The sequence below is a fragment of the Alcaligenes sp. NLF5-7 genome (assembly GCF_024266725.1).
Lineage (GTDB): Bacteria > Pseudomonadota > Gammaproteobacteria > Burkholderiales > Burkholderiaceae_B > Alcaligenes > Alcaligenes phenolicus.
The window spans coordinates 387,834-400,496 of sequence record NZ_CP100755.1; the positions used below are offsets into that span (position 1 = coordinate 387,834).

Genomic DNA, 12,663 nt, shown 5'->3' on the forward strand with positions numbered 1-12,663 from the left:
GGGTGCCCGGAATCTTGTGCAAGCTCGCTCCGTCAGCCGTGAAGTGTCCGAACCGGATGAGCAGACATCACACTCCAAGAGCGGCCTATTTCCGCACCCGCCCTGCCCGCACAGACAAAGGCCAGCTGATTCGGCGGTGATGGTCAGGATCACCCCACTGCTTGCGCAGCTCTACTTCCACTGCGCTCAAGGGACTGGCGCCCAGCGCTTTTTCAGCCGCTTTCACAGCCGACCAGGTTCTGATGTATCCCAGGAGCTGGGACAAATCCCAGTCCACCTCCATGGCCAAAGGCGGCAAGCTCAGGTCCTGAAAAGGAAAGGCCAGGCTGCGATACCCCTCCTCCACATGACGGCGCTCCGGTGGCCAGTAAGCGCCGATGGTTTCATAGTAGAAATGCTGCATGACGCTATCCACTTCACCCTCCACATGCAAGACGCCATAGGTGATCAAGGCCAGCAAGGCATCGGGGCGAGCGATACGCTGAACCTCGGCATAGAAAGGTTCCAGATCCAGCCAATGAGCCGCTTGCGCGACGGTGATCAAATCCACGCTGTTATCAGCCAGACCGCTGTTGTCAGCCAAAGCCGTGCGATAGCTCACACCCTCTTGCGGCTGCGCCTGAGCAATCTGATCGGCACTGCCGTCCGTGGCGATCACTTCCTTGAATCGCTTGGCCAGCAACACAGAAAGCTGCCCAGTCCCGCAGGCACAATCCAGCGCCCTATCCTGTGCGGGGCTCAGTTCGGCCAACACATCCGCCAGCTTTTGCGGATAGCTGGGGCGGTAACTGGCATAGTCGGCTGCAACTTGGGAGAAGTGATCTTTGAACTGGGAGTCTGCCATCGCTTCACCTTTGTCTCTTGATATCAAGCCATATAGTAGTTTGCTAAACGCGGAGCCTGGAAACCAGCGTAACAAAGAGACTATTTTTAAGCAGGCACATGAGGCATCCCTAGCCACTCGCTCACCGAGTGGCCGACTGACTGACTGACTGACTGACTGACTGACTGACTGACTGACTGACTGACTGACCGGCTGACCCAGCTCAAACAGGCCGACGAAGTTTGAACTTGCGATGACCCACACGTTGCGCATGATAGATCCCTGCATGCCCCGAGAACACATAGGCTGCTACACAAGCGATCGCCGCCAAAGGCCCCAGTTCTGCACCAAACAGCTCCATCGCCATCAGTGTGCACGCAATCGGTACATTGGCTGCGCCGGCAAAGACGGCCACAAAGCCCAAGCCCGCCATCATTGAAAAAGGCATGTGCAGCAAGGGAGCCAAGGCATTACCCAGAGTCGCCCCTATGTAGAACAAGGGCGTGACCTCCCCTCCTTTAAAACCGGAGCCTAAAGACAGGACAGTAAACCCCAGCTTGCCCAGAAAATCCCATGGCTGCATAGGCTCGTGGAAAGCGCGCACTATTTCCGGAACACCCAGGCCAATGTACTGGTAGGCATCCAACGCCCAGACAGCGATCGCCACCACCAGCCCGCCCCAGAAGGGTCGCATGGGTGCATACTTGATGCTCTTTTTCATCCAGGCGGAAAGCTGGTGAGTCAGCATGGCGAACAACATGCCGATCAGGCCGAACAGAACCCCGGCGATCAGCACAGCCAGCATGCTCCAGCCGTCTAGTGACACGACGTGCTCAACGACGTAATGGGTATGCTGCACCCCCCAGACCAGGCCCACCTGGTCGGCAGCAATCGCTGCGATCAGGCAAGGGAACAAGGCGTTGTAGCGCATACGGCCTATCGCCAGCACTTCCATGCCAAACACGGCTCCGGCTAAAGGCGTGCCAAAGACAGATGAAAAGCCGGCACTCATACCTGCCATCAACAGAATGCGTCGATCGTCCCGGTCCAAGCGAAACACATGGGTTAGCTGGTCCGACAAGGCGGCACCCATTTGTACGGCGGTGCCCTCTCGGCCTACCGATGCACCGAACAAATGGGAAATCACGGTTCCACCAAGCACCAAAGGCGCCATGCGCAAAGGCACCACTTTCTTGGGATCGTGAATTTCCTCGATCAGCAGGTTATTACCTGCACTAACAGACTGCCCTACGCGTTCATACACCCAGCCTACGGCCAAGCCTGCCAGCGGCAGTAGCCAGATCAGCCAGGCATGGTGCATCCGCCAGGAGGTAGCCTGCTCGAGTGAAAAAAGGAAAAAAGCGGAAGCGCTGCCTGCCAGCACGGCAATCAGGCAAGCGAGCACAAACCATTTGCCGTAATAGGCCAGCAGGTTTAGCGAGAGTGAGGTTTTGAGTCTGTTCATGGGTCGTAAGCTCAATGGAATCGGGCTGACCACAAACAGAAGATGTAAACGCAGACGCCTACAGCCCCGACGGTGGTCAGGTCGCTGTAGACGTCATCAGCTGCTTCAGAACGAAACGGCGGTTAAAGGAGGAACGTCATCTCCAGGAAGAAATTGTACAACGACTCCTTTAAGCCGCAAATAAACAGAGCGAAATGTTCAAGCCATGGCCGGCGTCATCTGACGGCCTCGGGACAGGCTCAAGCCCCCTATGGTCAGTGCCAGGAAGACTGCGGCAGCTATCCACCAGCCCATGGCACCAGTAATCAAGGCCTGGCCGATCAGGCCTGCCTGAATGACGTAATACACCATGGGTATCAAGGTCTTGCGAACAATCTCGCCCTCACGTCCCAACATGCCGACAACCGCACCGGCAGCCACCACGTTATGGACGCAAATCATATTGCCAGCCGCTCCACCTACCGCCTGCAATGCAACCACAATAGCGGACTGGTCCACACTCAAGCCAATTTGCTGAGCGGTAGAGAACTGGAAGTACGAAAACATCATGTTGCTGACAGTATTGGAGCCCGCAATAAATGCCCCCAAACTACCCACCCAGGGTGAAACCGTAGGCCATGCCTGCCCAACCGCCGACGCGGCCCCTTGAGCCAGCACCAGCGGCATGCTGGCAATGGAACCATCAGCCGCTGCCGAGTTGATAAACACCTGCACCATAGGCACGGCCAACAACAAAGCAGGAGCTGCGCTGCCCATGGTACGCAGCGATGCTTTCACACCGACGACATACTGCTGACTGTTCATGCGAAAAATCGCAATGCAGGCCAGTGAGACCAGAATCAAGATGGCCCCGGGCGAGAAAAGCAACTGAGCCGATGTAGAAATACCAGTACCCAAAATACCTTCCACCTTGATTGTGGCCGAAGGCCCCGTCAACCAGGCTTTTACGGCAGGAACAGTACGAGTAAAGATCAAAAGTGCAACCACCAGCACATACGGCGAGAAAGCCCGCAATACCGAAAAGCGTTGCTGCGATTCCGTGTTATCCATCGCCACTGTGCCCAGCCAGTGGGACGGCCATTGACTGCGATCCGGGAAATCAAAGGTTTTGCGAGGTGCAAACCAGCCCTTTCGAGCTGCGCTCACCACGATTACCAGTCCGACCATCGAACCCAGCATGGAGGGGAACTCAGGGCCCAGGGTAATGGCAATCAGGTAGTACGGAACGGTAAAGGCCAAACCGGCAAACAAAGCAAACTTCCATGCCCCCAGCCCCTCGGCAAAGGAGCGGCGTTCACCGAAAAAGCGAGTCAACAAACCGCAGAGCAACAGTGGAATCACAAAGCCGGTCATGGCATGAATCAAGGCGACGTTCTCGACGATCTGCTGCAAATACTCAAGCGGCTGCAAGGGCGAAATGGCAGCTGCAACATCAACCTTGTTATCAATACCTGAACGCACTCCAACCAGCATGGGCGTACCAACCGCCCCGAAAGACACAGGCGTGGACTGGATAACCAACACAGCCATCACCGCTGCCATGGCTGGAAAGCCCAGCGCCAGCAGCAAGGGAGCCCCAACAGCAGAAGGCGTACCGAAACCCGACGAGCCCTCGATCAGGGAGCCGAACAGCCAGGCAACAATAATGACCTGAATGCGACGATCCGGCGATACATCCATAAAGCCCTGGCGAATCGCACTTAATGCTCCGCCCACCTTGAGCGTATTCAAAAGCAGCACGGCACCAAATACAATGAACAGCAGGGTCAATGCGGTAACAATACCGTTGATCGTGGCTGCAGCAATAACTTCGGCCTGGCTCCCCCATACAAATAAAGCGAGAATCGCCGTAACCAGATACGCGGCCCCCATCGATAGTTTGGCTGATCGCCCCATCACCACCATCAATAGAAAAACAACCAATAATGGCGTCAGAGCCAACAAGGTGTATAAAAGACTCATCCCGGATTCTCCTTTGTGTGACTGCACGTATAGGAGGAAGAGGTTTTGTTGGTGAACAAATGCGGCTATGAGCCCGGCCCTGGGCAGCGCAACCACTTCCCGTTTTGTATTTTTGAGCATCATAGCGGTATTACCACCTTTGCATTACCAGCAGAAACCCTGACTAGTTTGGCGCCTCAAGGCCTTAATACGATTAAAAAACCAAGAAAGTGGTAATACCAAATTTAAAGAAGCGTCCTATATGACTATGAATCCCAGCACTCGCCTATCGGACCTGGTTGCTGAAAAAATCCGGCAACTTATACAGGATGAACAGTTGCAACCCGGTGACCGAATCCCGTCCGAGCGTCAATTGGCTGAACGGCTGGATGTGTCGCGTGTACCGATACGGGAGGCCTTGCGCTCGCTAAGCTCTGAAGGCTTGCTGATTACCCGCCGTGGTGGGGGTACTTATGTTCAAGACAGCGAGTTGATCAACTGGCCAGCCCAGAGCACTGCGCCTCTGGAGGAGCTGATCAATGAAGACCCCTTGTATCGCTATGATGTTCTGGAGGCACGTCGGGCCTTGGAAGCCAGCACAGCCTGGCATGCGGCACAACGAGCAACAGATGCGGACAAAAAGCACATTGAACAGTGCTTCCAAGTGATGGTTCGGCATCAACAAAACCAGGATGCAGACCTGTCGGCACGTGCAGACGCCCAATTTCATCTGGCAATTGCCATGGCCTCTCATAATGTCGTGCTGGTGCAACTGATGAATGGCTTGTTCCAGTTAGTGTTCTCTACAGTGAAAGAGAACCGGCGCGCCATGTTCGAGTTCGACAATGCACGGGAAGTGGAAATTTTGACCGAGCAGCACGCGGGAGTTATGAAAGCTATTTTGGATGGTGATGCAGAACGGGCTCGCGAGCTGATCGGGCACCACCTGGATCATGTCCAGGCCAAAGTCCGATTTTCTGAAGAGAACAAAGCTCGTGAACAGCGGATTTTCCGCTTCAACAACCACCTGTCTCAGCCTTGAAGCCTAGCCTGTCAGACATTGGGGCTGCTGCATGTTGACGTGCATAGGGTGATGACAATGCCAGCGACAATGCTGGCGGTGCGGGCAGTGTTGGTGATCGCTGTGGCTGTGGCTGTAGCCATAGCAATAAAAAAATAACGGGCAAAAAAAAGTGCACCCAATGGTGCACTTGACCTTCCAGCTACTGCTTCATAACGCTACGGGCTACATGAACACCCGGGGCACGCCCCAGGGATCGCAGCCCGAAAGCATTAACGTTGAGCAGGTACGTCGCGCTGAGTTGGGCCCACGTACAGCTGACGTGGACGGCCGATCTTGTAATCTGGATCGGACAGCATTTCGTTCCACTGAGCAATCCAGCCTACGGTACGAGCCAGGGCGAAGATAGCGGTGAACAAGGACGTCGGGATGCCGATAGCGCGCTGAACGATACCCGAGTAGAAGTCTACGTTGGGGTACAGCTTGCGTTCGACGAAGTATGGATCTTCCAGAGCAATACGCTCCAGTTCCATGGCCAACTTGAACAGAGGATCGTTCTCCAGGCCCAGGGCTTCCAGAACTTCCTTGCAGGTTTCTTGCATCAGCTTGGCGCGTGGGTCGTAGTTCTTGTAGACACGGTGACCAAAGCCCATCAGGCGCACGCCCGAGTTCTTGTCCTTGACCTTCTCCATGAACTCGCCAACCTTGTCGATGCCGCCGTTGGCTTGCAACTCTTCCAGCATGTTCAGGCAAGCTTCGTTTGCACCACCGTGGGCAGGGCCCCACAAGCAAGCAACACCCGCAGCGATCGCAGCGAAAGGATTGGTACCCGACGAACCGCACAGACGCACGGTGGAGGTGGAGGCGTTTTGTTCGTGATCTGCATGCAGGATGAAGATACGGTCCAGAGCGCGCTCAACCACTTCGTTGACCTTGTAGTCTTCGCAAGGGGTAGCGAACATCATGCGCAAGAAGTTGCCGGTGTAGGACAAATCATTCTTGGGATAGATGAAAGGCTGTCCCAAAGAATACTTGTACGCCATCGCAACCAGAGTAGGCAGCTTGGCGATCAAGCGGATAGCCGACACATGACGGTGATGAGGATTCGTGATGTCCGTGGAATCATGGTAGAACGCCGACAGGGCACCGACCAGGCCGGTCAGTATTGCCATGGGGTGAGCGTCCGGACGGAAGCCGCGCAGGAAGTGCTGCATCTGTTCCTGAACCATGGTGTGGTTCGTGACCAGGGAGTCAAATTCCTGCTTCTGATCTGCGTTGGGCAACTCGCCGTTCAGGATCAGGTAGCACACATCCATGAAATCGCACTTTTGTGCCAACTGGTCGATCGGGTAACCACGGTACATCAACTGGCCCTTGTCGCCGTCAATGTAGGTGATACCGGATTCGCAAGCCGCCGTTGCCATAAAGCCCGGGTCATAGGTAAACATACCTGTCTGACCGTAGAGCTTACGGATATCGATCACGTCCGGACCTACGGTGCCCTTGTGTACAGGGAACTCAACCGAAGGGCTACCGTCGGAGAAGGATAGCGTGGCTTTTTTATCTGACAATTCCATCACTTTTTTCCTCAATGGTTATAGCTTTCGCATAATGTCTACTAGTCGCTGAATGTCCGGTGTGGCGTACTGCCCTTCCGGCTCGGAGCGAGCCAGAAGGACATCCAGCAAAACTGTATCGTCCATTTCGAACAAGCGGGTCAGGGCCGAGACGTCCTGATCAGTCAGCTCGTTTTCGTATTGATCCAGAAAACGGGTGATCATCAAGTCGTTTTCAAGCAAGCCCCGGCGCGCACGCCAGCGCAGGCGCGCACGCTCCAATTCCGTCAATGTTCTCATCGGTACATACCCACCTTTTTAGATACTGCGACGCACCAGCATTTCTTTGATCTTGCCGATGGCATGCGACGGGTTCAGTCCTTTTGGACAGACGTCCGTGCAATTCATGATCGTGTGGCAGCGGAACAAGCGGTATGGATCTTCCAGATTGTCCAGACGCTCGCCCGTTGCTTCGTCACGCGAGTCGGCAATGAAACGATAGGCTTGCAACAAACCAGCAGGACCGACGAACTTGTCGGGGTTCCACCAGAACGATGGGCAAGAGGTCGAGCAGCAGGCGCACAGAATGCACTCGTACAGACCATCGAGCTCCTCACGGGCTTCGGGCGTTTGCAAACGCTCTTTCTCTGGAGGAGGAGCATCGTTGATCAGGAACGGCTTGACCGAATGGTACTGATCGAAGAAGTGGGTCATGTCCACGATCAGGTCACGGATAACCGGCAGACCTGGCAGTGGGCGCAGAACCACAGGCTCTTTCAAGTCGCGCATATTGGTGGTGCAGGCCAGTCCGTTCTTGCCATTGATGTTCATGGCATCGGAACCGCACACACCTTCACGGCAGGAGCGACGCAGCGCCAGGCTGTCGTCCATGTCGTTTTTAATGCGCAGGATCGCATCGAGCAGCATCTTGTCGGTGGGCTCCAGCTCGACTTCGATCTTCTGCATGTAGGGACGCTCGTCCTTGTCAGGATCGTAGCGGTAGATTTCAAATTTGACCTTACGTTTTTGGCTCATGTCAGTATCCTGCTTAGAAAGTCCGGGCCTTGGGCGGAATCGTTTCGGCTGTCAGAGGCTTCATCTGGACAGGCTTGTACTCCAGACGGCTGCCTTCCGAGAACCACAAGGTGTGACGCAGCCAGTTTTCGTCGTCACGTTCTGGGTGGTCATTCAGGGCATGAGCACCGCGACTTTCAGTACGATTGGCGGCCGACTTCGTCGTAGCGCGAGCCACTTCGATCATGTTGGCCACTTCCAGAGCTTCAATACGGGCGGTATTGAACACCTTGGACTTGTCTTTGAAGTAAATATCCTTGACTTCGGGAACCAGGGATTCGATCTGGTCGACACCCTTGTGCAACAGATCCAGGGTACGGAACACGCCGCAGTGAGCCTGCATGGCCACACGAATCTTGTTGCCCACGTCCTGTGCCTTTTCGCCCGATGTACGGGATTCCAGACGGTTGACGCGGTCCAGCGAGTACTCGATGGAGGACTCGTTGATTTCCTGGTGAGCGTGCGTTTTCTCGGGGTGCGAATCCACAATGTGGTTGCCCGCAGCGCGACCGAACACGATCAGGTCCAGCAGGGAGTTCGTACCCAGACGGTTGGCACCGTGCACGGAAGTAGCGGCACATTCACCGATGGCGTACAGACCGTTGACGATCTTGTTCTCGCCTGTTGGCGTTTGAGTCACAACCTGACCGTAGTAGTTCGTGGGGATACCGCCCATCTGGTAGTGGATGGTTGGAACCACAGGGATTGGGTCTTTGATCGGGTCCACGTTACCGAACTTGATCGCGATTTCGCGAATCGAAGGCAGACGTTTCTTGATGACGTCAGCGCCCAGGTGATCCAGTTTCAGAACCACGTAGCTGCCGTCGCCACAACCACGACCTTCCTTGATTTCCTGGTCCATGGAACGGGACACGAAGTCACGTGGGGCCAAGTCTTTCAGGGTGGGAGCGTAACGCTCCATGAAGCGCTCGCCGTCTTTATTGAGCAAGATACCGCCTTCACCGCGCACGCCTTCGGTAATCAGCACGCCAGCACCGGCTACGCCAGTGGGGTGGAATTGCCAGAATTCCATGTCCTGCAAAGGCAGACCAGCACGAGCAGCCATACCCAGGCCGTCACCCGTGTTAATGAAGGCGTTGGTGGAAGCAGCCCAGATACGGCCAGCACCACCGGTAGCCAGCACCACGCGCTTGCCTTCCAGAACGTAGATTTCGCCGGTTTCCATTTCCAGAGCGGTTACGCCCAGAACGTCACCCGCTTCGTTACGCAGCAGATCCAGAGCCATCCATTCCACGAAGAACTGGGTACGGGCTGCAACGTTACGCTGGTACAGGGTGTGCAACATGGCGTGGCCGGTACGGTCAGCAGCGGCACAGGCACGTTGAACAGGCTTTTCACCAAAGTTGGCAGTGTGACCACCAAATGGACGCTGGTAAATCGTACCGTCCTGGTTACGGTCAAACGGCATACCGAAGTGCTCAAGCTCGTACACAGCGTGTGGAGCTTCACGGCACATGAATTCGATGGCGTCCTGGTCGCCCAGCCAGTCCGAACCCTTGACGGTGTCGTACATGTGCCAGTACCAGTGATCCTCGCTCATGTTACCCAGGGAAGCACTGACGCCACCTTGAGCAGCCACGGTGTGGGAGCGGGTTGGGAACACCTTGCTGAGCACGGCCACGGACAAGCCAGCCTGAGCCAATTGCAGGGAACAACGCATACCGGCGCCACCGGCACCGACCACCACTACGTCAAACTGACGGCGGGGCAAAGATTTTGTGATGGAAGCCACGGTTTAGAGACTCCAGATAATTTTTGCAAAAAAGACGACACTGGCAACCAGCCACAGCAAGGTCAACACTTGCAGGAACAAGCGCAGACCAGCGGGCTTGACGTAGTCCATCCAGATGTCACGCACACCAATCCAGGCGTGCCAGGACAAAGACAGGAAGAACAAGGTTGCCAGCAACTGACCCAAAGGCAGGGAGCCGACCGTGAACGAGAACAGGCCGCGCCAGGTCTCGAAATTCAGTTCACTGCTAAACAGGATGCCGCCGATGATGACCAAGGTGTAGATGGCCATGATGACTGCGGTGACACGCTGTGCCAGAAAGTCCAAGGTACCGTAGTGGGCACCCACTACCAGGCGGTTTGCGCCAATGCGCTCACGATTTGCCATTACCACACCCCAAACAGTTTCAAACCAAACACAACGGTCAGCGCCAGGCTGACCCCGAACACCATACCGGCCGACTTCTTGGCGGACTCTTTGTCGTTACCCAGGTGCAGGTCCAGTGCCAGATAGCGGATGCCGGCACAGAAGTGGTGCAGGTAGCCCCAGATCAGGACCAGAAGGATCAGCTTACAGACAGGGTTGTCGACGTAGCTGCGCAAGGTCTCGAAGGACTCTGGAGAGCTGACGCTCAAAGAGAACAGTGGCAATAGAACGAGCGGCAGGCAAAGAAACAGCAATGCACCACTGACACGATGCAAAATCGACGATTTTGCAGCCAGGGGCAAGCGGTAGCTCAATATCTGCGGCACGCTGATATTGCGATACTGCGGACGCTGCTTGGGTGCGGTATCAGACATGATGGCCTCGAAGTAGATAAAAAAAAGTCATAAAATTTTTAACCTTGGTATTTTCACCTATTTGACACTACGGCGCAGTATCAAATACCGTATGCCGCCGAACTAGCTGAGCGTGTTTCGGTAATGGAAGCGCTCAGTCAGGTACAAGCCCCGGCGCAACTCCATCGGTCGATCACCATAGGTATAGGACACGCGTTCCACGTGCAGGAGCGGCGAACCGGCAGCGACCTGCAAGACCGAGGCGGCCTCTTCGGTGGCACTGACAGCACCAATCTTTTCATCGGCGCGCACCATGCTCACGCCGAATTTGCTCTCGAACCAGGCGTACATCGGGCCCTTGTTCTGCTCGACGGCCTCCAGGGTCAAACCCTTGAAGACGGAGCCAGGCAGCCAGATATCGTCATAAATGGTCGGGACCTGATCAAAGGACAAAACCCGGCGCAGGTTCACCACCATGTCGGAGGTGCGCAAATCCAGCAGCACGGCAACATCCGTAGGCGCTTTCATTCGACGCACATCCAGAATACGGCTCTGGGAAGCCACAGGCTTGCCATCATCCGGGGCCAGGCGCAGGAAACGAAAGCGCACACGAGCTTCGTGATGGGTGGCCACAAAGGTACCCTTGCCTTGACGACGGATCAGGAGGTTGTCGGCGGCCAGCTCATCAATGGCCTTGCGCACCGTGCCCTGGCTGACCTGAAAGCGGGCAGCCAGCTCCAGTTCACTGGGGATGGCTTCGCCGGGCTTCCACTCGCCACGATCCAGCCCCTGCAGCAACAAAGCCTTGATCTGTTGATACAGAGGGCTATAGGCCGCGCTAGGAGCGGATTTTTCGATTTCCTGGGTGCGTAGCGGCGGCACGTTATCAGACATGGGGCTCATAAAAAATGCGCGGCAGATACAGCTTGAAACGCGCATTTGTTCATAAAATAGACAGTGCACTAATTTTCGCATGACCGGCCCCGAATGTCTAACGCTCTTATGTCTTATATAAGATATAAGACGTTTGACGCCGCTATCGTTTTGGTCTAGTCTGCGCAGTGAAAAAAGAGGCTTTTCCTCTTGCGAAAAACCGTTTTCCACGCCAGCCGCCCGGTCTGCAAAAGATTTAAACTGTGTTTTTCGTCACCGTCTTCAAACCCAAAAACGGAGTCTTACTCTCATGTCCAAACCCGCAATGCGCGTCGCCGTTACCGGCGCTGCTGGCCAGATTGGCTACGCCCTGCTGTTTCGCATCGCTTCCGGCGAAATGCTGGGCAAAGACCAGCCTGTAATCCTGCAGCTGCTGGAACTCGCCGACGAGAAAGCCCAAAAGGCCCTGAAGGGCGTCATGATGGAACTGGACGACTGCGCCTTCCCGCTGCTGCAAGGCATGTCCGCCCACAGCGATCCTGAAACCGCCTTCAAAGATGCTGATATCGCCCTGCTGGTCGGTGCCCGTCCTCGTGGCCCAGGCATGGAGCGTAAAGATCTGCTGGCCTTCAACGCCCAGATCTTCACAGCACAAGGCCGTGCCCTGAACAAAGTGGCCAGCCGTGACGTGAAAGTGCTGGTGGTCGGCAACCCTGCCAACACCAACGCCTACATTGCCATGAAGTCCGCTCCTGATCTGCCAGCGAAGAACTTCACTGCCATGCTGCGCCTGGACCACAACCGCGCCCTGTCGCAGTTGGCCACCAAGTCCGGCAAGGCTGTTGCTGACATCGAGAACCTGATCGTTTGGGGCAACCACTCGCCCACCATGTACCCTGACACCCGTTTCGCTACCGTGAACGGCGAGAAGATCGACGCGATCATCAACGATCAGGCCTGGAACCGCGAAACCTTCATCCCCACCGTGGGCAAACGTGGCGCCGCCATCATCGAAGCCCGTGGCCTGTCCTCGGCTGCTTCGGCTGCCAACGCCGCCATCGACCACGTGCGCGACTGGGTGCTGGGTTCGAACGGCAAATGGGTCACCATGGGTGTTCCTTCGGACGGCTCCTACGGCATTCCTGAAGGCATCATCTACGGCGTGCCTGTGACCACCGAAAACGGTGAGTACAAGCGTGTTGAAGGGCTGGAAATCGACGCCTTCTCGCGTGAGCGCATGGACCACACCCTGAACGAGCTGCTGGAAGAGCGTGACGGTGTGAAAGACCTGCTGGGTTAATTGACCCGCTAGTCTGCAAAATCCCCGCCTGAACGGCGGGGATTTTTTTGCAGACCACAAAGAAGTGCCGGGCGCTGC

12 protein-coding genes and 1 riboswitch are annotated in these 12,663 nt (G+C 55.8%); of the genes, 2 read left to right on the top strand and 10 right to left on the bottom strand.

Annotation, left to right across the window (positions count from 1 at the left end):
* Positions 1-85: 85 nt before the first annotated feature.
* The 3 genes from MID00_RS01855 to MID00_RS01865 all read right to left on the bottom strand — a co-directional run bounded on the left by MID00_RS01855 (position 86) and on the right by MID00_RS01865 (position 4,250).
* Positions 86-844 (bottom strand): class I SAM-dependent methyltransferase, encoded by a 759-nt coding sequence (locus MID00_RS01855; protein WP_250756855.1) that lies wholly within the window; start codon positions 842-844, stop codon positions 86-88.
* 202 nt (positions 845-1,046) lie between these two features.
* Positions 1,047-2,288, bottom strand: a complete 1,242-nt coding sequence (locus MID00_RS01860) for a voltage-gated chloride channel family protein (RefSeq protein ID WP_250756854.1) — start codon at positions 2,286-2,288, stop codon at positions 1,047-1,049.
* Between the two features lie 80 nt (positions 2,289-2,368).
* Positions 2,369-2,441: riboswitch (Fluoride riboswitch) on the bottom strand.
* Positions 2,442-2,486: 45 nt separating this feature from the next.
* On the bottom strand, positions 2,487-4,250 hold the full coding sequence (locus MID00_RS01865; RefSeq protein ID WP_137431269.1) for an L-lactate permease: 1,764 nt from the start codon (positions 4,248-4,250) through the stop codon (positions 2,487-2,489).
* Positions 4,251-4,491: 241 nt separating this feature from the next.
* Between MID00_RS01865 and lldR the strand changes: the two genes are divergently transcribed.
* On the top strand, positions 4,492-5,271 hold the full coding sequence (lldR, locus tag MID00_RS01870) for a transcriptional regulator LldR (protein WP_254499590.1): 780 nt from the start codon (positions 4,492-4,494) through the stop codon (positions 5,269-5,271).
* Positions 5,272-5,522: 251 nt separating this feature from the next.
* On the opposite strand, the gene gltA is transcribed toward lldR, so the two are convergent.
* The 7 genes from gltA to MID00_RS01905 all read right to left on the bottom strand — a co-directional run bounded on the left by gltA (position 5,523) and on the right by MID00_RS01905 (position 11,306).
* Positions 5,523-6,827 carry a citrate synthase gene (gene gltA / locus MID00_RS01875; RefSeq protein ID WP_022983549.1) on the bottom strand — a complete coding sequence of 435 codons (1,305 nt, stop codon included), beginning with the start codon at positions 6,825-6,827 and terminating at the stop codon, positions 5,523-5,525.
* Positions 6,828-6,845: 18 nt separating this feature from the next.
* On the bottom strand, positions 6,846-7,106 hold the full coding sequence (locus tag MID00_RS01880) for a succinate dehydrogenase assembly factor 2 (RefSeq protein ID WP_003802528.1): 261 nt from the start codon (positions 7,104-7,106) through the stop codon (positions 6,846-6,848).
* Positions 7,107-7,124: 18 nt separating this feature from the next.
* The gene (locus MID00_RS01885; protein ID WP_003802530.1) at positions 7,125-7,841 is read right to left on the bottom strand and encodes a succinate dehydrogenase iron-sulfur subunit; all 717 of its coding nucleotides are present in this window, start codon (positions 7,839-7,841) and stop codon (positions 7,125-7,127) included.
* Between the two features lie 13 nt (positions 7,842-7,854).
* Positions 7,855-9,633, bottom strand: coding sequence for a succinate dehydrogenase flavoprotein subunit (gene sdhA, locus MID00_RS01890; RefSeq protein ID WP_022983547.1), 1,779 nt, complete (start codon positions 9,631-9,633; stop codon positions 7,855-7,857).
* Between the two features lie 3 nt (positions 9,634-9,636).
* The gene (gene sdhD, locus MID00_RS01895) at positions 9,637-10,020 is read right to left on the bottom strand and encodes a succinate dehydrogenase, hydrophobic membrane anchor protein (RefSeq protein WP_003802535.1); all 384 of its coding nucleotides are present in this window, start codon (positions 10,018-10,020) and stop codon (positions 9,637-9,639) included.
* Entirely contained in the window at positions 10,020-10,433 is a 414-nt protein-coding gene (gene sdhC, locus MID00_RS01900) for a succinate dehydrogenase, cytochrome b556 subunit (protein WP_009457694.1), read from the bottom strand. Before sdhC ends, sdhD begins: the two co-directional genes overlap by 1 nt.
* Before the next feature lie 102 nt (positions 10,434-10,535).
* A complete protein-coding gene (locus MID00_RS01905; protein WP_009457695.1) occupies positions 10,536-11,306 on the bottom strand; it encodes a GntR family transcriptional regulator in 771 nt (256 codons plus the stop codon).
* A 289-nt stretch (positions 11,307-11,595) separates the two neighbouring features.
* Between MID00_RS01905 and MID00_RS01910 the strand changes: the two genes are divergently transcribed.
* Positions 11,596-12,585: a malate dehydrogenase gene (locus MID00_RS01910; protein ID WP_022983546.1), complete on the top strand. Its 990-nt coding sequence runs from the start codon at positions 11,596-11,598 to the stop codon at positions 12,583-12,585.
* The last annotated feature ends 78 nt before the right edge of the window (positions 12,586-12,663 follow it).